This window comes from Streptomyces kaniharaensis (assembly GCF_009569385.1).
In the GTDB taxonomy this organism is placed as follows: domain Bacteria; phylum Actinomycetota; class Actinomycetes; order Streptomycetales; family Streptomycetaceae; genus Kitasatospora; species Kitasatospora kaniharaensis.
Window position 1 is genome coordinate 1,714,304 of the sequence record NZ_WBOF01000001.1, and the last position, 21,789, is coordinate 1,736,092.

The following is a 21,789-nucleotide window of genomic DNA, read 5'->3' on the forward strand; positions in this document are numbered from 1 at the left end:
GGTGGGGCCGCCGGTGGGGGTTGGGCTGGTTGGCACGGTGATCACGTCTTTCAGGTGGTGGTGTGGGTGAGGCCTTGGACGAGCCAGCTCACGGCGTAGACGACGGGGTTGGCCCAGCCGATGCGGTCGAGGTAGATGCCGAGGACGCCGATCAGGAGGACGTGCCAGACCTTGAGTTCGCCGGAGCGGACCAGGAGGAAGGTGACGAGGGCCAGGACGGCGGTCAGGATGAGGACGGCGCCCATCAGACGTAGACCCCTTCGCTCGGCTCGTCGACGTGGAGACCAGGCCAGGCCGGAGCCAGGCGGGCGTACTTCCTGGCCGTGCGCCGAGCCTGGTCGGGGGTGACGTGGATCGAGCGAGCACGGAGCCACTGACCGTCGGTGTCGGCGGTGATGGCGACGCCCTGTTCGGCGAGCGTGATCCGCTGCGCTGCGGCAAGGGCGTCCTTGTTGAGGTCGCCCAGCGCCATCTCCGCCGTACCCGCGTCGCTCACCCGATGGCAGACCCGGCCGGCCAACTGCGCCCGCAGGGCCGTGACGCCGGGCCCGAGGTCCGAGCCGACCCGCTGTCCGGCGATCAGCAGGTGGACGCCGAGGGCCGCGCCGAGCTGGGAGAGCCGCAGGAGGTTGGTGGAGATCTCCCCGACCTCCGCCTTGTCCTCTCGCGTGGCCATCAGATACAGCTCGGCCACCTCGTCGACGATCACGACGATGGGCATCTTGCGGAGCTTCGCGGGCAGGTCCCAGATCGACCGGGCCCCGGCCGAGCGGCACAGCTGCATGCGCGCCTCAGTCTCGGCGACCAGTTCGGCTAGGAGCCGGGCGGCCTCGACCCGTGTGGATGCCAGGGCGGACAGGCGGTCTTCGAACAGGGACAGTTCCATGCCGCCCTTGAGGTCGATGCCGAACAGGGCGACGCGTTGCGGGGCGAGTTCCTTCACCAGGGCGGCGACCAGAGTGGACTTGCCGGAGCGGGTCGCGCCGACGATCAGCCAGTGCGGCGCCTTCCGGAAGTCGATCACCCAGACGCGGCCGTCCTCCAGTAGGCCGACCACGGCCCGCAGTACGCGCCGCTTCAGCTGGTAGGGCACGACGGGTGCCCGGAGCGGGTCCCAGGCGAGCGCGGACAGGGTCACGAACCCGCGCTCGTCCGAGAACAGCCGCACCGTGTGCACCCGCCAGGCGTGCGTGAGAGCTTCAACGGCGGACAGGAAGTGGTCCGGCACCTGCCCGGGATGCAGGCGCACCGCCACGTCCAGGCCTCCGCGCCGCAGCTTCGGCACGCCCAGCCGGGGAGGGACCGGCCGCAGCGGATCACCGCGCACCACCATGTCCCCGAGCAGCGCCCGCCCGGGACGCGTGGCCACGGCCAGGCCGAGGTTCGTGGTCAGCCGCCGCCAGGTGAGGCGGACCCGGACCACGGTCACGGGGTAGCCGAGCAGGCACCACCACACGTAGTGGTACGTGCGCCGCAGCCCCGGGGCGGTGCCGAGCAGGATGAGCACCAGGGCGAGCAGCGCCACCCAGAGGAGCTGGACCAGCATCACGACCGTCCCCCGTTCTCCATCGCGGTGTTGTGCGCTTCGGTCTCCAGGTCGCGGGCCTGGCCAGCGGCCTTGGTGGCCAGGGTCGCGATGTGATCGAAGAGCTGGGCGCCGCTGTCGTCGGCGGCGAACGGGTTGACCTCGTCGGCCAGGTCGCCGAGTTCACACAGCAGACGACGGAGCCGGGCGCGAGTGGCGGTACTCATCAGGCGTCGCCGCTCTTGCGCGAGCCCGCCGACGCGGGGGCCGGGGCGGGGGCGGGGGTGATGGCGTCGGCGCGGAAGGACAGGCCGTGTCGGTCCCCCATCGCCCACGAGAAGGCGGTCAGGCCGGTGACGTGCACCCGCACGCCCTCGACGATGCCGACCGGTTCGCCGGACACGCTGATCTCGATGATCGAGGCTCGCCGGCCCTCCTGACGCACGGCGACGCCGACCGTGTAGACGGTCTGGCCCTCCCGGTCCTTACGCACCTCTCCGGTCTCGCGGTTCGCGATCCGCGCCTCGGGGGCGACGATGCAGGTCATCGCGCCAAGGCGGGTCATGTCAACGGGAATGGACTGCATGAGCGCACGCTCCTAGGGACACCAAGGCCGCCTGACGTATGTCGTCAAACGTACTTACCTTTGGTGAGATCGATGATGCCCCTCCTTGACGCCCCGGCGCAAGCAATTCATGCTTACGTTTAACGCCTAGCAACTGACGACAGACATAGAGATGCCACCCGACCAGGGCAAACGACCACACACAACCCTCGAAACGACACGACACACACGCGAAGCGGGCCTCCCCGGCGCCCGCACCAAGGGGTCAACACCATGGCGATCATCCGGAACGAGGCACTGCACAAGCAGGTAGCGGCGGCGATGCGACAGTCGATCGCCACCGGCGAATGGCCTCCCGGAACCCAACTGCCGACGGAGACCGATCTCGCCGAGAAGTACGGCGTCTCCCGACCAACTGTCAGGCTCGCCGTCGCGGCCCTGCGCAGTGAAGGCCTGTTGGACGTCAAGCAGGGACGCGGCACCTTCGTCCGCACCACCGTCCACGGCCCCGCCAGCGCCATGGAGCGCACGGTCACCGTCCGCGGCAGCCAGTACGAGACGCCTGCCGACGCGTGGTTCGGGCAGGGCGAGGAGCCAACCGTCTACCGCACCCGCACGGACGCCATCACCGGGCCACTGCTGGGCATGGACGAGGGCGAAGCGATGTTCGGCTGCGACCGCCTGATCACCGACCCGAACGGCGACGGCCGCGCCCTCCACCGACTCCTGCTCCCCATGGAGCACGTCACCGGGACTCCGCTCGCCAAAGAGCCCGGCGTGACACCCACCGAGGCCTACGCCATGCTGGTCGCCGCCGGTCACAACCTTGCCTGGCGCGAGCGGGTGAGCGCGCGCATCCCCCAGCCCGACGAGCGGCAGGCCCTGCGCCTGTCCGAGGCCGCCGTCCTGCTGGTCGTCCACCGCGTCACGTATGACCAGGCCGCAGGCCTGCCCTTGATTCTCGAAGAGACCAGGCTCGGGGCCGAAACCGCCGCTCTCGCCTACGAAATCGAGGCCGCCAAGCCCAAGCGCGCCACGCGAGCGGCGAAGGCAACCCGCTAACCTCGCCTGTACCGATCAGCCACCACGTCCGGACAGAGCGCGGGGGCTGTCGCAACTTGCCTTTACTTACTCAAGCGGCGGCGCATCCGCGCCGCCGGGCGCCTGGCCCGCCCACGATGCACAGCGCGCACGAAGATCAAAGGCGCTCAGGCCCGTTCGCTGCCGCCGGGTGGTCGGGGTGGCCGGCCGAGGGAAGCTTTACGCACCTTGCCGGGCTGGGGCCCGCGTCGGGCAAGGACGGGGGGCCACTCGGGCCAATTGCGGGCAGGCCCAAGACCTGCCCGATTTCGCGGGCCAGCTTACGGCCCCCCGACCATGCCCGACCCCAACCCGCCAAGGACACCGCCCAAAGCCTCCCCCAACCGGCCACGCGCTCACCATCCCCGCCGGGCCGCTACCGGTCAGGCCAGCTCCCGACGGGCGTACGCGGCCAGGCACAGCAGTTCCTCCAGGCTCAGCCATCCTTCGGCGACACCCACCAGCCGCACCACCGGCCCACCCTGGGCATCCGTGTCGGCGACCGCCCGCAACTGCGAACGCTCCACCCCGCACGCAGCCAGAAGCCCGTTCAGCTCGACCGCCGTCCGCCGCGCGGCCCGCCACCCCGCCGCGTAGTCCACGCCAGGCAGCCACAGCCACGAGTCCGGATCCAGGTCCTCCGCCGACTCCCAACAGAAGTCGTCATCCCCGTCCAACAGTGCTTCAACTCCCTTGATCTACAACCGAACCGGCTCATCCGTGCACAGACATGCCGAAGATCCCGATACCATCGGCACCGGGTTCCGACCCACCGGACCACCCCAGCCCCGCCAAGGTCACGGGGTGGTCCGGCACGTCTTCAGTTGTCCCTGATCAAGTCAGGCAGCCCTACCGCGCACTCCCTTCGTGGTCACGGCCGAAGATCCTCCGGAACAACTCCGCCTCGTTCAGACCGGCCAGCGGGTCGTCAACTCCGGTGTGCTCCCGCCAGATACGCCGCATCAACCGCGACGGAGAGCTGTCGAGGTAGCCGGGTTCGGCGAACCATGCCGCCACCGCGCGGTGGGCCGCACGCCGCCGAGGGGAGAGGGCCCACACCGGCCAGAAGAACTGACCACGCAGCGACCACCACCACACGACCCGGCCCAGCCAGGTCCGAAGGTCCCCTCGCATCACGACGACGCCCCAGGTTCGACCGGGTACAGCTTCACCACGTGCGGAGTCAGACCGACGAACGCCAGCGCCCGCACCTGCCCGTACATCGCCAGCCGATGACCGATCCCCTGAACCGCGTCCGGCCCGAACAGCTCGTCGAAGTACTTGCGCTGCTCTACATCCAGGGGCAGCGCTCGCAGCGAGCCCAGGAGCGCCGCCAGCGCGTCCGGCAACTTGGAGAACTGCGCAGGCCCCGTCACGCCGCGGACCTCCACCACCACCGGGAACGGGAACGGCGAAGCAGCACCAGACCCCGAACTCCCGCCGGCCAGCACCAGCTCCGCCGCCGGCGCGCCGCTGCCTTGAAGCGACATCACCGCGCCGACACCTCCCCGGCACCACGCGGGTGCCTCTTGTGGACACCGACCGTCTGACCGTTGACGACGATGTACCGCGCCGCCGCCTTCCACAGACCCGCACCGCAGTAGTGGCACCTCGTCGCCGCCGCCCCGGACGCCCGCCCGAGCCTCATCGCGCACCGCCTTCCGGGCCCACCAAGGCCCAAACGATCTTCCCGATACCTTCCGGCCGAGGCGCACAGCCCCACTCCACCGACAAGGCCTCCACCAGGCACAACCCCCGACCCGACAGGTCGTCCGCACCGGTCGAACGCCGGATCACCGGCTTCTCGCTGCTCGCGTCGTGCACCTCGATCCGAAGGCGGCTGCACACGATCTCGAACTGCACGGCGATCTCTCGCCCAGGGGAAACCCGGGCGTGCTGCACCGCGTTGGTCACCAACTCCGACAGCACCAGTTCGCCGACGTCGGCCAGTGCCCCGCCGTCCGGGATGCCGTCGAGGAAGTCGCGCAGGTGCTTCCTGGCCGCCCCGGCCGACCTGCGATGGCGGGTGAGCATCGCCCCGAAGACAGGTATCCCGCCGGCCGGCCTGTGCGACTCGGCGCCGTCCCGGGGTTCTCCCGAGCTGATCACGTGCACCACCCTCCCGATGCCCAATGGCGGCCCGAACATGGACGTTCCGGCCCTTGACACCAGGTTGCCGAGAGGGAATACGGACTTCGCACCCAGGCTGATTACCCAATGTGGGTAAACTCACTGGTAATCAACTTCCTTGCAGCAACTGCTGATCAACAGCGGGGGCAGTGGTGACCGAGGCGCGTATTCCAGACCGGCTCCCGCCGGGCCTGCTCTCCAACCCTGAGATGATCGCCGCGTGCCGAAGACGAGACTTCGCCGCCGTGTTCCGGCTGCTCAAGCTGGCCGGGATCTACCCCTCGCTCATCGCCCGTGCCTGCGACATGACGCCGAGCCGAGTCGGTGAGGTCATGGCCGGCAAGCCCAGGATCGAGAAGATCGGTCTCATCGAGCGTATCGCCGACGGCCTTCACATCCCCGGACACATGCTCGGCCTGGCCTCTCGCGAATGGGAGCAGGAAGCGCCGTCGCCGCGGCCCCGGCACCAAGCACCAGAAGGGACCGCCAGCGGGCAGAGCCTGAGCGCACCGATCGACCCCGAGTTCTTCGTCTGCCACCTGCGCAGCGTCATGCCCGGCCACTACAAGGCCGCGAACCTGCTCGGCTCCCGTCACGCCCTCGACTCGGTGACTCGGCACGTCCAGTTACTCGACCGCCTCCAGCAGAACGCCGGAGGCCACGCCCGGGACGAACTCCTCACCATCGGCGCCCGCACCGCTGAATTCCTCGGCTGGCTGAACCAGGATCTCGGGGACTTCGACCAGGCGCTCTACTGGTCGGACCGCGCCATGGAGTGGGCGCAGGAGACGGGCGATGACGTCATGGCGGCCTATGTGCTCTTCCGCAAGAGCAACCAGGCCACCGCCCGTCGCAACGCACAGCAAGCTGTCAGCCTCGCCCGTGCCGCCCAACGGTCGGCTGGCGCCACGCCGCGCATCCGCGCTCTGGCCGCGCAGCAGGAGGCCCAGGGCCACGCACTCATGGGAAACCAGCGCTTCGCCCAGACCAAGTTCGACGAGGCCCACGAGCGTGCGGACACGCCGGACGACTCACACGCGGATGATGCGCTCGACCTGGCCTACTGCACACCGACCTACATCGAGATGCAGCGCGCGAACTGCCTGATCGAGCTTGGCGATCCGCACACCGCCGTGGGCATGTTCGAGGCCGAGCTTCGGGTCCTGCCACCGATCTACCGCAACGACCAGGGCGTGTACCTCTCACGACTGGCGCGCGCGTACGCCATCTCCGGCGAGCCGGAGCAGGCCGCCGCCGCAGCCGACCGGGCCCTGTCGATCGCCATCGACACCGAGTCCGCAAGAGCCATGTCCGAACTGTCCGCAGCCGGCAAGGCCCTCCAGCGGTGGAGCGCCGTACCCGAAGTAGCCACCTTCACCGGCCGCTTGACCCTGATGAGCAGCAAGGAACCCTCTCGACCGCTGATGATCTGATGAGAGAGGCTGGGCCCATGGACGCACTGATCACGGCCGCCACCTCCGCCGACGAACGCCGACGCAGCGCCAAGATCGCCGTACTGCCGGTCGGCAGCTTCGAGCAGCACGGCGATCACCTGCCACTGACCACCGACACCGTCGTCGCCAGCCAGATCGCCCAGCGGATCGCCACCGACTACGACCTGTTCCTCCTGCCGCCCATCACGATGTCCTGCTCACACGAGCACGCCCACATGCCCGGCACCGTCAGCATCAGCGCCGCCACCCTCTACGCCGTGATCAACGACATCTGGAAGTCCCTCCAGGCGTCCGGCATCCCCGGCCTGCTCATCGTGAACGGCCACGGCGGCAACTACGTCCTCTCGAACGTCGTCCAGGAGGCCAACACCGGCGGCCCATACGTTGCCCTCTTCCCGGTCCGCGAGGACTGGCACCGGGCCCGCGAAGCGGCCGGCCTGGAGAGCAGCAGCGCCGAGGACATGCACGGCGGCGAGCTAGAGGTCTCCCTGCTCCTCCACGGCGCCCCGCACCTCGTCCGCGAAGGCATCGAGCAGGACGATCACTCCGTCCCCGAGCGCCCCCACCTCCTGACCTTGGGCATGTCCGGCTACACCACCAACGGCATCATCGGCACACCGTCGCTCGGCACTGCCACCAAGGGCAAGCTGCTTCTTGAGAGCCTGTCCCGCTCTGCCGCCGCACACCTGTCCATTCTCACGAACGAGAAAGTTCCGTCTCCTCAAACAGAGGAAGGGTGACCGTTTCTGCTTGCGATGTTTGCTTGAACCGAGGAGATCCGTGAGGTTCCGCAGGCAAAAAGGCCAGCCAACGCCGGTGCCGCGTTCTGTGGAGGGAGCAGATCCCCCGGCCGGGGCAGCACCGTCATCAAAGCGTCGAGCTCGAAGGGCTGTTCGCCGAAACACCAAGAGCCTTGACAACCTCCTGGCCTTGCTTATCGATCAGGCGGGTGCCAGCCTCCTGTGCATATCCGAAGACGATTCCATACGCGATGATCTGGGCGGACGAGCTCAGACTCGTCAAGCCCGGAACAAACTCACCCCGCATGAGCATGAGCCCAGCGAGTGCTGTCAGCGCGCCAGTGGGAAGCTTGAGAACGGCAAGGGCAACTGGAATTCCATAGGCAATAGTCGGGCCTTTGAGTCGGCGAAGTGATACAGCAGCCGCAATCGCGGCTGCCATTATTCCTACAAGTTCGATGACGGTATAATCCCAGCTCGCCGGCTCGTTACCCGTAGGGCAATAGGGCACATCACCAAAACACAATGGCACCAGGAGTGGCGAATATGCGCCAAACACCGCAAGCACCACTGCGATAGTAAAGAGAACCGCAGTGACCCAGTAAAGGATGCGGATGAAATTCCTGGCCCGCGCACCCTCGTACTGGAGCACTAGACGGGCTCCACGGACCGCGTCAATGACCGTTTCTCGATCCTGCAGGCGAATGACTTCCGCCGCGACCAGCTGTTCCGAAGCCCCCTCCGCCGCCTTCCGGCGAGGATCCTCGGAGCCCAGATACGTTTTCACGATATCCAGCAATCCCGGAATCTGCGCCTTGAAGAGACCGTCCGGCAGGAGGCGCAGAAGCAAGCCGTGCGCCATGTCGACGTGCGTCTGCGCCACAGCAAGGTGGACTGGGCGCCTATACCACGGACAGGTATGGTCTAGTACTTTATCCGCAGCCTCTAGCTCCTTGCGAGCGCTGGAGAATGTGGCGTCCGCTCCATCCTTCGGGAGTGGCGACGAGTTCAAGGCGAAAGCCTCGAGTAGAGAATCGATCTCTACAATTCGACTACGGATAGCTTCTCGAAGCTCCCATGCGCCACCCTCGACTCTCCGGATCTTCCGCAGCCGGTTCCACCTGTCCCATGGTTTACCTCGATCGTGAGCCATAAATACAAAGATCGCCAACCCTCATGGCGTTTCAAAGCCTCACACGACGCCTGTACGCCCAATAGCGTACTGACGACACCGGGCACTTTTACTCATGCGGTCGAAGCCCTACGCTGGCGTGGGGGCCCGTGCGCGGTGTCGAACGCCATCGCCTGGGCGTGCATTGCGCTGCCTCACTCGCCAGCAGGTTGAAGGCCCACAGCTTGACCGTCTGTAGGGTTACTCAAAGATCCCTGCTCCACCACCCCGCAGGACGCCATCTGGCGCACACCTCCGCGCCTCTTCCCCGCGCGATCGGCCAGCCCACCGGGCTGGGTGATGCGACGCGCAGAGCCCTCCCCAGCAGAATCGGGGAGGGCTCTGCGCGTCGCCTCAAGGGGTCAGACCCACTCGATCGAGGACTCGATGCCCGGGGCACTCCGGGCGGCGGGCAGAGGGGTCCTCTGGCCGCCTTGCCGGGCCTCCCCGAGGGCGGGGGCGGGCCCGCCCGGGGCGCGCGTCATGCCGAGCGCGCCCAGGACGAGCTCCCGCTCACCCTCCGAAAGGCTGTGAAGTAAGTCACACAGCTCGCTCACCGTGTCACCCACGTCGTCGGCTACTTCTGCTGGTCAGCGGCGTTGACGACCGTCAGCGGCAGCATCTTCTTGCCCGTCGGGCCGATTTGTATAGCCGTCTGCATCTGCGGGCAGACGCCGCAGTCGAAGCACGGGGTCCAGCGGCAGTCGTCGACCTCGACCTCCTCCAGGGCGTCCTGCCAGTCCTCCCACAGCCAGTCCTTGTCGAGGCCGCTGTCCAGGTGGTCCCAGGGCAGCACCTCCTCGTAGGTGCGCTCGCGGGTGGTGTACCAGTCGACGTCGACGCCGGTGCCGGCCAGGGCCTTGTCGGCGCAGGCCATCCAGCGGTCGTACGAGAAGTACTCGCGCCAGCCGTCGAACCGGCCGCCGTCCTCGTAGACGGCGCGGATGATGCCGCCGACCCGGCGGTCGCCGCGCGAGAGCAGACCCTCGACGATGCCCGGCTTGCCGTCGTGGTAGCGGTAGCCGATGTTCTTGCCGTACTTGCGGTCGCCGCGGATCGAGTCGCGCAGCTTGGCCAGGCGGGCGTCGGTGGCCTCGGCGGACAGCTGCGGGGCCCACTGGAACGGGGTGTGCGGCTTGGGCACGAACCCGCCGATGGAGACGGTGCAGCGGATGTCGTTCTGGCCGGTGACCTCGCGGCCCTTCTGGATGACGTTCTTCGCCATCTCGCCGATCTGGAGCACGTCCTCGTCGGTCTCGGTCGGCAGGCCGCACATGAAGTACAGCTTCACCTGGCGCCAGCCGTTGCCGTACGCGGTGGCGACGGTGCGGATCAGGTCCTCCTCCGACACCATCTTGTTGATCACCTTGCGCATGCGCTCGCTGCCGCCCTCGGGGGCGAAGGTGAGGCCCGAGCGGCGGCCGTTGCGGGACAGCTCGTTGGCGAGGTCGATGTTGAAGGCGTCGACGCGGGTGGACGGCAGCGACAGGCCGATCTTGTCGGCGGCGTAGCGGTCGGCCAGGCCCTTGGCGACGTCGCCGATCTCGGTGTGGTCGGCGCTGGACAGCGACAGCAGGCCGACCTCCTCGAAGCCGGTCGCCTTCAGCCCGCGCTCGACCATCTCGCCGATGCCGGTGATGCTTCGCTCCCGCACGGGGCGCGTGATCATGCCGGCCTGGCAGAAGCGGCAGCCGCGGGTGCAGCCGCGGAAGATCTCGACGGACATCCGCTCGTGGACCGTCTCGGCGAGCGGGACGAGCGGCTGCTTCGGGTACGGCCACTCGTCGAGGTCCATCACGGTGTGCTTGGACACCCGCCACGGCACGCCCGGGGCGTTCGGCACGACGCGGCCGATCCGGCCGTCGGCCAGGTACTCCACGTCGTAGAACTTCGGCACGTAGACCCCGCCGGTGCGGGCCAGGCGCAGCAGCAGTTCGTCGCGCCCGCCCGGCCGGCCCTCGGCCTTCCAGGCGCGGATGATCTCCGTGATGTCGAGGACGGCCTGCTCGCCGTCGCCGACCACCGCGCAGTCCAGGAAGTCCGCGATCGGCTCCGGGTTGAAGGCCGCGTGGCCGCCCGCGAGGACGATCGGGTCCTCGTCGGTGCGGTCCTTGGCCTCCAGCGGGATGCCGGCCAGGTCGAGCGCGGTCAGCATGTTGGTGTAGCCGAGCTCGGTGGAGAACGAGAGGCCGAACACGTCGAAGGCCTTGACCGGCCGGTGGGCGTCCACGGTGAACTGCGGGACGCCGTGCTCGCGCATCAGCGCCTCGAGGTCCGGCCAGACGCTGTAGGTGCGCTCGGCCAGCACGCCCTCGCGCTCGTTGAGCACCTCGTAGAGGATCATGACGCCCTGGTTGGGCAGGCCGACCTCGTAGGCGTCGGGGTACATCAGCGCCCAGCGGACGTCGCAGGCGTCCCAGTCCTTGACGGTCGAGTTGAGCTCGCCGCCGACGTACTGGATCGGCTTCTGGACGTGCGGGAGGAGGGCCTCCAGGCGTGGGAAGACCGATTCGACAGTCATGTACTAGGAACCCTTACGACGTTGGTTCGGTGCCGCGCGCATCGTCAGGCGACGGCTGGGAGGGGTGACCCTCAAGGGTAGCCCAATCCGGGAAAGCGACCGCCGGGCTCACCCGCCCCGCTCCGGTCGGTGCGCTCCACCGCCCCGCGCCATCCACCGTTGACACCCCCGGACGGCCCGTGCGCTACTGACAGGGCTCCGCCAGAGATCCCTGCACCCCTTCCGGAGAGGGGAGTTGGGCCGTACGCTCGGCCCTCGCCGACTCCCCACCGGCGACCGACAACGCCCTTCGGCCCGCAGGCCGCGTCCGGCGGCGCACCGTCCGCGCCCCGGCGCCCGCGCGCCCGGGCGCGAGGAGAAGCATGACCGACACCGGCCGGCGGGTCCGTCCGTCCCGGCCCCTCGCCGGAGCCGCGGCCCGCTACCCGACGGTGGCCCGCGCCGAGGCCGTGGCCCGGCGGCTGGCCCTGGACCACCCGGACCGCTGCCGCCTGCGCGAAGTGGGCCGCTCCCGGGCCGGGCGGCCCCTGCTGCTGCTCTCCGTCGACCGCGGCCCGCACGCCGTACTGGCCGTCGGCGGCCCGCACCCCAACGAGCCGGTGGGCGTCGCCGCCACCGTGCGGCTGGCCCAGCTGCTGCTGGCCCGCCCCGCCCGGCCCGGCCTCTCCTGGCACCTGCTGCTCTGCCTGGACCCGGACGGCGCCGCGCTCAACGCGGGCTGGCTGGACGGCCCGCTCACCATGCGTCGCCACTACGAGCACTTCTTCCGCCCCTCATTCGAGGAGCAGCCCGAGCTGCTGCCCGCGCCCGGCTCCGGCCGACGTCCGATGCCGGAGAGCCTGGCCCTGACCGGCCTGATCGACGAACTGCGCCCGTTCCTCCAGTGCTCGCTGCACGGCGTGGACTTCGGCGGCGCCTTCGTCCAGCTCACCCGCCCCGTCCCGGGCCTGCCCGAGCGCTTCGCCCGCGCCGCCGACCGCGCCGGCCTCCCGCTCGACATCGACTCCTTCGACGCGATCGGCTGGGCCAGCCCCGCCCCGGGCACCTATCTGATGCCCGGCCCCGGCAGCACCGGCGCCTCGCAGGCCCTGCCGGACGAGCCGGAGCTCTCCACCTGGTCGTACGCCACCCGCCACGGCGCGGTGACGGCCGTCCTGGAGGTCCCGATGTGGGCCGTCGACGCGGTCGGCGACGCCCGCCCGCACCCGGCCGTGGCGCGGGCCGTCGGCACCGCCGCCCGCACGCTCAAGGACCGCGCCGAGGAGCTGACCGCGCTGCTCGACCGCGTCCCGGCACACGCCCGCGCCGTGCACGGCGCGCTGGTGCGCACCGCCGAGTTCAATCTGCGGGTGGGCCCGCCGGTCGCGGACGAGTGGCTGGACCAGTGGTGCTCGGAGCCGCTCACGGTCTCCCGGGTGACCACCGCCAAGCTGGTCGCCGCCCGCCTCCCGCTGCGGGTGGCGTCGATGTTGCTGCGGCTGCTGGCGGACGCCCGCGGCCCGGGCGCGGACGCCGCCCGGGAACGCGCCCGGGCCGTCGTCGCGGAGAGCCTGGACCTGCTGCGCCACCGGTTCGGCGCCCGCTGGGTGCCGGTCGAGGAGCAGGTGGCCCACCAGACCCGCGCGGTGCTCGCCGCCGCCGAGTGCCTGCTCTGACCCCCGGCACGCCGAGGGCCGGCCCGGGGCCGTCCGACAGGATGGACGACCCGGACCGGCCCTCGCCGGAAGCACCGCACGGACCGCTGGGGACCGCTGACGGGCTCAGACCGCTATCGGCCGCTGACTCCGCACCGCCTGGAGCAGCCCGACCGCGACCCACACCGAGAACATCGACGACCCGCCGTACGAGACGAACGGCAGCGGGATGCCCGCCACCGGCATGATGCCCAGGCACATCCCTATGTTCTCGAACGCCTGGAACGAGATCCACGCGATGATCCCGGCCGCCACGATCGTCCCGTACAGGTCGGTCGCCTGCCGGGCGATCCGGCAGGCCCGCCACAGCACCACGCCGACCAGCAGGATTATCGCCAGCGCCCCGACGAAGCCCAGCTCCTCGCCGGCCACCGTGAACACGAAGTCGGTCTGCTGCTCCGGCACGAACTGCCCTATGGTCTGCGTCCCGTGGAACAGACCCTTGCCGGTCAGCCCACCCGAGCCGATCGCGATGCGCGCCTGCGCGGTGTTGTAGCCGACACCGGACGGGTCGAGCTGCGGGTTGGCGAAGGCCGCGAAGCGGTCGACCTGGTACTTGCTCAGCAGCCCGAGCTTCCAGATCGCGACGGATCCCGCGGTGCCCGTCACCAGCAGGCCGAGGACCCAGCGGTTGGCCGCGCCCGAGCCGAGCAGGATGCCCAGCACGATCGCGGACATCACCATGGTCGAGCCGGCGTCGGGCATCAGCAGCACCAGGCCCATCGGCAGGCAGGCCCAGACCAGGCCGCGGAAGACCGCCCGGTGCGAGGGGAACTCGCGCTCCCCCGCGTCCACCTGGTCCGACAGCACGACCGCCATCGACAGCACGATCGCCAGCTTCGCGAACTCGGCCGGCTGGATCGAGAAGCCGCCGCCCAGCTGGATCCACGAGTGCGCGCCGTTGATGGTCGAGCCCAGCGGGCTGAGCGTGGCCAGCACCAGCGCGATGACGGCGATGTAGACGAACGGCACGAGGGTGCGGAAGCGCCTGCTCCCTATCGCTATCACCACCGCGCACAGCACCAGCCCCACCACCACGTTGGTCAGGTGCCGGTACAGGAAGTACTGCGGGTCCCCGTGGGTCAGCGAGTCCCGCCCGCGGGTGGCCGACCAGACCAGCAGCGAGCTGCCCAGCGACAGGGTCAGCGCGGCCAGCAGCAGTATCCAGTCCAGCCGCCACAGCGGGGAGTTCTTGGCGAGGGCCTTGGAGACCCCGGTGCGCTGCGGCCCGAGCCGCAGCTGCCGGTAGGAGCCGTACGTGCTCATGCCCGTCCACCCCTTCCCGCGCCGCGCGTCGGTTCGAGCGCGGCGTCGGCCGCGGTGAGCGGGGTCTGCGGGGCGGTCGGCGCCGCCGGGTCGAGGAAGACCCGCGGGGAGCCGCCGGTCACGCCCGGGTCGGCGAGCCCGGACGGGGCCGCGACGGTGTAGCCGGCCGGCTTGATGATCGCGGTGCCGTCCGGGTTGAACTTCGGCAGCTCGGTCTGCGGCGCGGGCAGCAGCGCCTTGCCGTTGTCGACGTTGCCCTTGTCGTCCACGCCGTACAGCGCCTGGTAGATGCGGCGGACGGCGTCGCCCGAACCGCCGGAGCCGGTGCCGCCCTGGCTTATCGTCATGACGACCGCGTAGTCCTTGCTGTACGTGGTCAGCCACGAGGTGGTCTGCTTGCCCTCGACCTCGGCGGTGCCGGTCTTGGCGTGCAGCTCGATCTTGTTCTGCGGCCAGCCGGCCCCGGCGAACTTCCACGCGGCGGTACCGCTGGTGATGACGCCCGCGGTGGCCTGGTCGATGTAGCTGAGCAGCTTCTGGTCGCCGGGGAACTTGGCGTCCTCGTGCGGGGCGATCTCGCGGACGAGCTCCCCGCTCGGGCTTATCACCGCCTTGGCGATGGTCGGCCGGTAGAAGGTGCCGCCGTTGGCCAGCGCCGAGTAGATCCGGGCCATCTGGACCGGGGTGACGAGGGTGTCGCCCTGGCCGATCGCGAAGTTGACGGCGTCACCGGCGCGCATCTGGTAGCCGTCGACGCAGTTCTCCCGGGCGATCTGGTCGGAGAAGCTGTTGCCGCCCTTCTCCGCCTGCTTGCACCAGGCGTCCTTGTTGTTGTCGTAGAAGGACTGCTTCCACTGCCGGTCCGGCACCCGGCCGGTGACCTCGGCCGGCAGGTCGATGCCGGTCTTGGCGCCGAGGCCGAACTGGTGGGCGGTCTTGAAGAACCAGTCGCCCGGGTCCTTCTTCGGCTTGATGCCGCCGTCCTTCATCCACTGGTCGTACGCCAGGCCGTAGAAGACGGTGTCGCAGGAGACCTCCAGCGCCTTCTCCAGGGAGATGGAGCCGAAGTTCTCGCTCTCGAAGTTCTTGAACTCACGGCCGCCGATGGTCAGGCTCTTCGGGCACGGGTACGTCCCGTCCAGCGAGTAGCCGGCCTGCACCGCGGCGGTGGTGGAGACGACCTTGAAGGTCGAGCCGGGGGCGGACTGGCCCTGTATGGCCCGGTTCAGCAGCGGGAAGTTGGACTCCTTGCTGGTCAGCGACTGGTAGTCCTTGCCCGTGATGCCGCCCACCCAGAGGTTGGGGTCGTAGGTCGGCGCGCTGGCCATCGCGACGATCCGCCCGGTGTGCACGTCCATCACGACGGCGGCGCCGGAGTCGGCCTCGTAGTTGCGGTTGGTGACCTTGTCGAAGGTGTTCCGGGCGTCGGTCATGGCCTGCGCCAGGTTGTCCTCGACCACCTTCTGCACCCGCGCGTCGATGCTGGTGACCAGGTTGTTGCCGGTCTGCGGGGCGACCGTGCCGGCGGTGCCGATCACCCGGCCGAGGTTGTCCACCTCCAGCTTGGTGATGCCGGCGGTGCCGCGCAGGTCGCGGTCGTACACCGACTCCAGGCCGGCCCGGCCGATCTGGTCGGCCGGCAGGTAGCGGTCCAGGCCGGTCTTGTCGGCGGTCTTGCTGACCTCCTCGTCGGTGACCGGCGAGAGGTAGCCGAGCACCTGGGCCATGTTGGCGCCCTCGGCGCCGGTGTAGCGGCGTACGGCGGTGGGCTGCGCGGTGACCCCGGGGAAGTCCTCGCGGCGCTCCATCATCTGCATCGCCTGCTGGGTGGTCGCCTCCTTGGTGACCGGGATCGGCTGGTAGGGCGAGCCGTTCCAGCAGGGCTGCGGGGTCTTGGCGTCGCAGAGCCGGACCTTCTCCTGCACGTCCTTGGCCGGCATGCCCAGCACCTCGGCGAGCCGGCCCAGCACCGCCTTGCCGCCGTCCTTCTGCTGGAGCAGCGAGGTGCGGCTGACCGAGACCACCAGGCGGGTCTCGTTGCCGGCCAGGATCCGGCCGGAGGCGTCCAGGATCTCGCCGCGGACGGCCGGGTCGACCACCTCGCGGATGTGGTTGCCGGTCGCCTTGGCGGTGTAGACGCTGGCGTTGCGGATCTGCAGGTACCACAGCCGCCCGCCGAGGGTGGCGAGCAGCGACAGCACCAGGATCTGCAGCACCACCAGACGGATCGTCACCCGCCGGGTACGGCCGGTCTCGGGGATGTTGCTCACGTCTCGTGCGCTCCAGAGTCGGGAGGTCGGGAGGTCGGGGGCGGGGTTACGGGCGCCGGGCGAAGCCGGGCATGCGCCGCTTCTTGTAGGACGGGCCCGCCGAGATCTCACGGGTGGTGCGGTAGCGGGCCAGCGTGCCCAGGCCGGGGCCGCCCTCGTCGTCGCCGCTGGCGGCGGCCACCGGGTCGCGCCCGAAGCGGCGGCCGAGCAGCATCACCAGTGGCACCACGAACGGCGCGAGCAGCAGGTCGTACAGCAGGGCGCTGATCACCAGGCCGACGAGCCCGACGTGCCGGGCGGCGGTGTCGCCGACCAGCGCGCCGACCATCGCGTACAGCAGGGTGGAGGCGACGGCGGCGGCCGCGACCACCAGCAGCGCGCTGAAGACCGACCGCTGGCGGCCGTGCTCCGGGCGCAGCAGCCCGGCGGCGTAGCCCATCAGGCAGAGCACCAGCGCGTAGCGGCCGATCGCGTGGTCGGACGGCGGCGCGAGGTCGGCCAGCAGTCCGGCCGCGAAGCCCACCACGCAGCCGCCGCCGGGCCCGTAGACCATGGCGAGGCCGACCACGACGAGCAGCAGTATGTCCGGTGTGGCGCCCGGGAGTTGGAGCCGGCCGAAGACGCTGACCTGGAGGATCAGGCCGAGCAGGATCAGGACGGCGGAGACGGGGATGCGGGCGAGGCGCATGGCTCAGTTCCCCCCAGTGGGCTTGGCGGGCGGGACGGCGGGGGCGGCCGGTGCGGCGGGGGTGGCCTGGCCCTGGGCGGGCGCGGGCGGCAGCACGCCGTCGCGCGGGTCGGCGCGCGGCGGCACGACCACGACGCCGACCAGGTCCAGCCGGGTGAACTGGACGAACGGCTCGACCAGCACGGTCTTGGTCAACTGTCCCGCGTTGGCCTGGACCTCCATGACCTTGCCGACCGGGACTCCGGGCACGAACGGACGGCCGCTCTGCGAGCCGAAGGTGACCAGCCGGTCGCCGGCCTTGACCTGCGCCTTGCCGTTGAGCAGGGAGACCTTCATCGGGCTGTCGCCGCCGCCGGAGGCGAAGCCGATCTCGCCGGTGCCCTCCAGGCGGGCGCCCGCGGTGAAGCCGGGGTCGGAGGCGAGCAGCACGGTGGCGGTGGTGCGGGCGACGGTGGTGATCCGGCCGACCAGGCCCTGACCGTTGATCACCGTCATGTCCCGGGTGAGGCCGTCGTCGCTGCCGGCGTCGATGGTGATGGTCCAGGAGAAACCCTGGGCCGGGCCGATCGCGATGACCTGGGCGGCCTTGACGGTGTATCCGCCGGCGCCGGCGGTGCGCAGCAGGTCGTCGAGCTGTTTGGTGCGCCCGGCGGCCATGTCGGAGGAGGCGAGCTTCTGCCGCAGTTCGGTGTTCTCGCGGGCGAGCTGGTCGGTGCGGCCGCTGTGGGTGGCGGCGTCGCGGAAGGCCCGGACGGTGTTGGCGACCGGGTCGACCACGCTGGCGGCACCGCGCTCGACCGGGCCGAGGACGCCGGCGGCGGCGTGCCGGGCACCGACGAGCGGGGAGCTCTCACCGCCCTTGATGTCCACGGTGATGAGCGCGAAGGCGACGGCCACCAGCAGGATGAGCAGCAGCCGGCTCTCTCGTGTGTCCCTCACGGTGCTGGTACTGCCCCTTCGTACCTGGCCGGCCGCCGGGGCCGTGGGGCCCGGGCGGCGGCGGCCCGTTCAGTTGACGGTCGGATGTCGGTCGCGGTGCTAGCGGCGCGGCTGCGCGTCGAGCACCTGCTGGAGCGCCTCGAACTCCTCGACGCACTTGCCGGAGCCGAGCGCGACGGAGTCGAGCGGGTTCTCCGCGATGTGGATCGGCATGCCGGTCTCGCGGCGCAGCCGCTCGTCGAGGCCGCGCAGCAGGGCGCCGCCGCCGGTGAGCACGATGCCCCGGTCCATGACGTCGCCGGCCAGCTCGGGCGGGCACTGGTCGAGGGTGGTCTTGACCGCGTCGATGATCGAGTTCACCGGCTCGTCGATGGCCTCGCGGACCTCGGCGGCGGAGATGACGACGGTCTTGGGCAGGCCGCTGACGAGGTCGCGGCCGCGGATCTCGGCGTGCTCGTCCTTCTCGCCCTCCGGGCCGAAGGCGCTGCCGATGCTCATCTTGATCTGCTCGGCGCTGCGCTCGCCGAGGAGCAGTGAGTACTCCTTCTTGATGTGCTGGACGATCGCGTTGTCGAGTTCGTCGCCGGCGACCCGGATGGACTGGGCGGTGACGATGCCGCCGAGGGAGATGACCGCGACCTCGGTGGTGCCGCCGCCGATGTCGACGACCATGTTGCCGGTGGCCTCGTGGACGGGCAGCCCGGCGCCGATCGCGGCGGCCATCGGCTCCTCGATGATGTGCACCTGACGGGCGCCGGCCTGCGAGGAGGCCTCGATGACGGCGCGGCGCTCGACCCCGGTGATGCCGGAGGGCACGCAGACGACGACGCGGGGGCGGGCCATCCAGCGGCGGCGGTGGATCTTGAGGATGAAGTAGCGGAGCATCCGCTCGGTGATCTCGAAGTCGGCGATCACGCCGTCCTTGAGCGGGCGGATGGCGACGATGTTGCCGGGCGTGCGGCCGATCATCTTCTTCGCCTCGGCGCCGACCGCGAGGATGCCGCCGGTGTTGGTGTTCACGGCGACGACGGACGGCTCGTTGAGGACGATTCCCTTGCCCCTGACGTACACCAGCGTGTTGGCAGTTCCGAGGTCGATCGCCAGGTCTCGGCCGATGAACGACAGGTTGCTCGCCATGGGGTGTAGGTGCCTTCCCGGGCTCGGAGTTCATGGGAGTGGACGTATGCGCGCGCCCACGCTTGGGCGGAGACCAGCTGAGCTGCCTTACCGGGCCCTTGAGTCGCGTCCATCGTAGTCACGCCACTCGGAACGGACATCGACGCGGGGCATACCGTCCATTGTCCGGAGCGTGATCGCTTCTCCGAGCATTGGGACGCCGTGTCGGCGCCCCCAGTTCCCTATTTCACGATAAGAGTGCCCCGGCCGGGCCAACGGTCCGGCCGGGGCAGTCCTGGGTCCTCCCGGCGTGTCGCCGGGCCGGACTCAGGCGTGCGCGGGGAAGAAGATCTTGATCTCGCGCTCGGCGGACTCCGGGGAGTCGGAGGCGTGGATCAGGTTCTCGCGGGTGATCGTCGCGTAGTCACCGCGGATGGTGCCGGCCCCGGCCTCCAGCGGGTTGGTGGCACCGGCCAGCATGCGGATGCCGCGGACGACCTCCTCGCCCTCGACGATCATCGCGATCGACGGGCCGGAGGTCATGAACTCCAGCAGCGGCTCGTAGAACGGGCGGCCGACGTGCTCCGCGTAGTGCTGCTCCAGCGTCGCCCGGTCGAAGGTGCGCAGCTCGACGGCGGTCAGCCGCCAGCCGGCCTTGCGCTCGATGCGGCTGATGATCTCGCCGGCCAGGCCACGGCGGACGGCGTCGGGCTTGAGCAGGACGAGAGTGCGCTGGGACACGGTGCGTCTCCTGGGGATTCGGTTCGGCATGCGGTATGCGACTACCCGCAGAGGTTACCTTGCGTGAGCGACCCCCCGGCCCGCTGGTCTAGGCCCAATGCCAGTGACTTTGTGGTCCGTGCCTCGTTGGTTGTGGTGTGGCGAGGGTGGGGCAGGTCAAGTCGCCTGCGGGTGAGCGGTTGTCGGACCGGATCGCGATCGGGGTGCTGACCCAGGCGTTTCCGCCGGGTCTGGTCGATGAGGTGATCGCCGAGACCGGGCGGGGCGAGAAACGCAGCCGTCTGCTGCCGGCGCGGGTGGTCGTGTACTTCGTCCTGGCGATGTGCCTGTTCTTCGGGCAGGGCTATGAAGAGGTCGCCCGGCTGCTGGGTGAGGGGCTCGGGGACGGGCGGCGGTCGTGGCGGGTGCCCACGACCGCCGCGATCGGGCGGGCCCGCCGGCGGCTGGGCCCGGAGCCCTTGCGGCTGCTGTTCGCGCGGGTATGCCGTCCGGTGGTGGTGCCCGGGACGGCGGGTGCCTGGTACCGGCGCTGGCAGCTGGTCGCGGTGGACGGGACCACGCTGGACCTGGCGGACACCGAGGCCAACGACGAGTTCTTCGGCCGGCCGGGATCAGGGCGCGGGAGCGGCGCGTTCCCGCAGGCCAGGCTGGTCGGGCTGGCGGAGTGCGGCACCCACACCGTGTTCGGCGCCGCGTTGGGGCCGCTGTCGGTCAGCGAGCAGACCCTGTCCCGGCAGTTGTTCGCTCACCTGCGGGCGGGGATGCTGCTGCTGGCCGATCGCGGCTTCTACGGGTTCGAGCTGTGGCAGCAGGCGCGGGCCACCGGCGCGGACCTGCTGTGGCGGGTCAAGAAGAACGCGGCGCTGCCGGTGACGCGGGTGCTCGACGACGGCTCCTACCTCAGCACGATCCACGCCGAGCGGGACCGCGGGACGCGCCGCAACCCGGTGACGGTGCGGGTCGTGGAGTACACCCTGGCCCGCACTGGCGAGGCAACCGTCTACCGCCTGGTCACCACCCTCCTGGACCCGAAGGAGGCACCAGCCGCCGAACTCGCGGCACTCTACGTCCAGCGCTGGGAGATCGAGACCACCCTGGACGAGATCAAGACCCACCAGCGCGGCCCCAGGCTCGTCCTGCGCTCCAAGTACCCGTGGGGAGTCGAGCAGGAGGTCTACGGCCTCCTGCTCGTCCACTACGCGATCCGACAGCTGATGCACCAGGCCGCCCTGCACCAGGGCATCGACCCCGACCGGCTGTCCTTCACCCGCAGCCTGCGGGTTGTACGCCGCCAGGTACCCGCCCAGGCGGGACTTTCCCCCCGGCAGACTCGCCAGGGCACTCACCCGCACCCTGGCTGAGATCGCCGAACGCCTGCTGCCCGAACGCCGCCACCGGACCTGCCCCCACGTCATCAAACGCAAGATGTCCAACTGGCCCCTCAAACGCGCCCAACACCGCAACTGGCCACCGCCCCAACCGGCCACCGTCACGATCACCCAGCGGGACACAACTTAAGTCACTGCCATTGGGTCTAGGCCTGCGCAGCGGCGGCGACCTCGGCCGCAGCGCGGGCGGCCTTGAACTCGTCCACCTTGCGGCCGTAGTGGACGGAGCACCACCAGAGGCCGGCGAAGACCGCGCCGAGGGCGAACATGGTCGGCAGGACGAAGCCGCTCGCGATCAGGCCGATCTGCAGCGCCCAGCCGATGGCCACCGCGCCCGGGCGGTCGATCATCCCGCACAGTGCGACGCAGAGTGCCATGGCGATCCCGGTGACGATCCAGATCGTGGCCGTGGAGACGTCGGAGAGCCGCATCGCGACCAGCCCGGCGAACATGGCCAGGAGGGCCTCGCCGATCAGCGTCGAGGAACAGAGCGTCCTCATG

At 70.1% G+C, this 21,789-nt stretch carries 22 protein-coding genes; 5 read left to right on the plus strand and 17 right to left on the minus strand.

The genetic code is table 11. The features are described from left to right. Nucleotides 1-50: 50 nt before the first annotated feature. Genes F7Q99_RS07820 through F7Q99_RS07835 form a run of 4 tightly spaced genes read right to left on the minus strand, consistent with a single transcriptional unit; the run spans nucleotide 51 to nucleotide 2,111 of the window. Entirely contained in the window at nucleotides 51-245 is a 195-nt protein-coding gene (locus F7Q99_RS07820) for a hypothetical protein (RefSeq protein ID WP_153460637.1), read from the minus strand. After that, on the minus strand, nucleotides 245-1,546 hold the full coding sequence (locus F7Q99_RS07825; protein ID WP_153460638.1) for an FtsK/SpoIIIE domain-containing protein: 1,302 nt from the start codon (nucleotides 1,544-1,546) through the stop codon (nucleotides 245-247). Before F7Q99_RS07825 ends, F7Q99_RS07820 begins: the two co-directional genes overlap by 1 nt. Next, nucleotides 1,546-1,752 carry a hypothetical protein gene (locus F7Q99_RS07830; protein WP_153460639.1) on the minus strand — a complete coding sequence of 69 codons (207 nt, stop codon included), beginning with the start codon at nucleotides 1,750-1,752 and terminating at the stop codon, nucleotides 1,546-1,548. Before F7Q99_RS07830 ends, F7Q99_RS07825 begins: the two co-directional genes overlap by 1 nt. Next, a complete protein-coding gene (locus tag F7Q99_RS07835; protein ID WP_153460640.1) occupies nucleotides 1,752-2,111 on the minus strand; it encodes an SCO3933 family regulatory protein in 360 nt (119 codons plus the stop codon). Before F7Q99_RS07835 ends, F7Q99_RS07830 begins: the two co-directional genes overlap by 1 nt. Nucleotides 2,112-2,363: 252 nt before the next feature. Here F7Q99_RS07835 and F7Q99_RS07840 point away from each other — a divergent pair, with 252 nt between their 5' ends. Then, a complete protein-coding gene (locus tag F7Q99_RS07840) occupies nucleotides 2,364-3,152 on the plus strand; it encodes a GntR family transcriptional regulator (RefSeq protein ID WP_153460641.1) in 789 nt (262 codons plus the stop codon). Nucleotides 3,153-3,553: 401 nt separating this feature from the next. On the opposite strand, the gene F7Q99_RS07845 is transcribed toward F7Q99_RS07840, so the two are convergent. The 4 genes from F7Q99_RS07845 to F7Q99_RS07860 form a co-directional block, all read right to left on the minus strand. After that, nucleotides 3,554-3,847, minus strand: coding sequence for a hypothetical protein (locus F7Q99_RS07845; protein WP_195911013.1), 294 nt, complete (start codon nucleotides 3,845-3,847; stop codon nucleotides 3,554-3,556). Nucleotides 3,848-4,019: 172 nt separating this feature from the next. Beyond that, nucleotides 4,020-4,304 (minus strand): hypothetical protein, encoded by a 285-nt coding sequence (locus F7Q99_RS07850; RefSeq protein WP_153460642.1) that lies wholly within the window; start codon nucleotides 4,302-4,304, stop codon nucleotides 4,020-4,022. Next, complete coding sequence (locus tag F7Q99_RS07855) at nucleotides 4,304-4,663, minus strand: hypothetical protein (protein ID WP_153460643.1); 360 nt, start codon at nucleotides 4,661-4,663, stop codon at nucleotides 4,304-4,306. The genes F7Q99_RS07850 and F7Q99_RS07855 overlap by 1 nt, the downstream gene beginning before the upstream one ends. A 151-nt stretch (nucleotides 4,664-4,814) precedes the next feature. Next, on the minus strand, nucleotides 4,815-5,204 hold the full coding sequence (locus tag F7Q99_RS07860) for an ATP-binding protein (protein ID WP_153460644.1): 390 nt from the start codon (nucleotides 5,202-5,204) through the stop codon (nucleotides 4,815-4,817). Nucleotides 5,205-5,452: 248 nt separating this feature from the next. Here F7Q99_RS07860 and F7Q99_RS07865 point away from each other — a divergent pair, with 248 nt between their 5' ends. Both F7Q99_RS07865 and F7Q99_RS07870 read left to right on the plus strand, forming a co-directional pair. Then, on the plus strand, nucleotides 5,453-6,733 hold the full coding sequence (locus F7Q99_RS07865; protein ID WP_153460645.1) for a tetratricopeptide repeat protein: 1,281 nt from the start codon (nucleotides 5,453-5,455) through the stop codon (nucleotides 6,731-6,733). A 17-nt stretch (nucleotides 6,734-6,750) separates the two neighbouring features. After that, complete coding sequence (locus F7Q99_RS07870) at nucleotides 6,751-7,494, plus strand: creatininase family protein (protein WP_153460646.1); 744 nt, start codon at nucleotides 6,751-6,753, stop codon at nucleotides 7,492-7,494. A gap of 127 nt (nucleotides 7,495-7,621) precedes the next feature. Here the strand turns inward: F7Q99_RS07870 and F7Q99_RS07875 are convergent, their stop codons facing one another. Both F7Q99_RS07875 and F7Q99_RS07880 read right to left on the minus strand, forming a co-directional pair. Next, nucleotides 7,622-8,377 carry a hypothetical protein gene (locus F7Q99_RS07875; protein ID WP_153460647.1) on the minus strand — a complete coding sequence of 252 codons (756 nt, stop codon included), beginning with the start codon at nucleotides 8,375-8,377 and terminating at the stop codon, nucleotides 7,622-7,624. 865 nt (nucleotides 8,378-9,242) lie between these two features. Beyond that, nucleotides 9,243-11,186 carry a TIGR03960 family B12-binding radical SAM protein gene (locus F7Q99_RS07880; RefSeq protein WP_153460648.1) on the minus strand — a complete coding sequence of 648 codons (1,944 nt, stop codon included), beginning with the start codon at nucleotides 11,184-11,186 and terminating at the stop codon, nucleotides 9,243-9,245. A gap of 362 nt (nucleotides 11,187-11,548) precedes the next feature. Here F7Q99_RS07880 and F7Q99_RS07885 point away from each other — a divergent pair, with 362 nt between their 5' ends. Next, entirely contained in the window at nucleotides 11,549-12,841 is a 1,293-nt protein-coding gene (locus tag F7Q99_RS07885) for a M14 family zinc carboxypeptidase (RefSeq protein WP_153460649.1), read from the plus strand. 105 nt (nucleotides 12,842-12,946) lie between these two features. Here F7Q99_RS07885 and rodA read toward each other — a convergent pair whose 3' ends face one another. The 6 genes from rodA to ndk form a co-directional block, all read right to left on the minus strand. After that, complete coding sequence (gene rodA, locus F7Q99_RS07890) at nucleotides 12,947-14,146, minus strand: rod shape-determining protein RodA (protein WP_153460650.1); 1,200 nt, start codon at nucleotides 14,144-14,146, stop codon at nucleotides 12,947-12,949. After that, nucleotides 14,143-16,416, minus strand: coding sequence for a penicillin-binding protein 2 (gene mrdA, locus F7Q99_RS07895; protein WP_326846402.1), 2,274 nt, complete (start codon nucleotides 16,414-16,416; stop codon nucleotides 14,143-14,145). The genes rodA and mrdA overlap by 4 nt, the downstream gene beginning before the upstream one ends. 46 nt (nucleotides 16,417-16,462) lie before the next feature. Further along, a complete protein-coding gene (gene mreD / locus F7Q99_RS07900) occupies nucleotides 16,463-17,104 on the minus strand; it encodes a rod shape-determining protein MreD (protein WP_153460651.1) in 642 nt (213 codons plus the stop codon). Nucleotides 17,105-17,107: 3 nt separating this feature from the next. Then, nucleotides 17,108-18,043, minus strand: a complete 936-nt coding sequence (mreC, locus tag F7Q99_RS07905; protein WP_326846403.1) for a rod shape-determining protein MreC — start codon at nucleotides 18,041-18,043, stop codon at nucleotides 17,108-17,110. Nucleotides 18,044-18,142: 99 nt separating this feature from the next. Next, nucleotides 18,143-19,168 (minus strand): rod shape-determining protein, encoded by a 1,026-nt coding sequence (locus tag F7Q99_RS07910; protein WP_153465935.1) that lies wholly within the window; start codon nucleotides 19,166-19,168, stop codon nucleotides 18,143-18,145. A gap of 318 nt (nucleotides 19,169-19,486) precedes the next feature. Beyond that, nucleotides 19,487-19,900, minus strand: coding sequence for a nucleoside-diphosphate kinase (gene ndk / locus F7Q99_RS07915; RefSeq protein WP_326846404.1), 414 nt, complete (start codon nucleotides 19,898-19,900; stop codon nucleotides 19,487-19,489). A 137-nt stretch (nucleotides 19,901-20,037) separates the two neighbouring features. Between ndk and F7Q99_RS07920 the strand changes: the two genes are divergently transcribed. After that, nucleotides 20,038-21,261: an IS4 family transposase gene (locus tag F7Q99_RS07920; RefSeq protein ID WP_326846405.1), complete on the plus strand. Its 1,224-nt coding sequence runs from the start codon at nucleotides 20,038-20,040 to the stop codon at nucleotides 21,259-21,261. A gap of 173 nt (nucleotides 21,262-21,434) precedes the next feature. Here the strand turns inward: F7Q99_RS07920 and F7Q99_RS07925 are convergent, their stop codons facing one another. Beyond that, nucleotides 21,435-21,788, minus strand: a complete 354-nt coding sequence (locus F7Q99_RS07925) for a DUF4233 domain-containing protein (RefSeq protein ID WP_153460653.1) — start codon at nucleotides 21,786-21,788, stop codon at nucleotides 21,435-21,437. Nucleotide 21,789 lies beyond the last annotated feature (1 nt).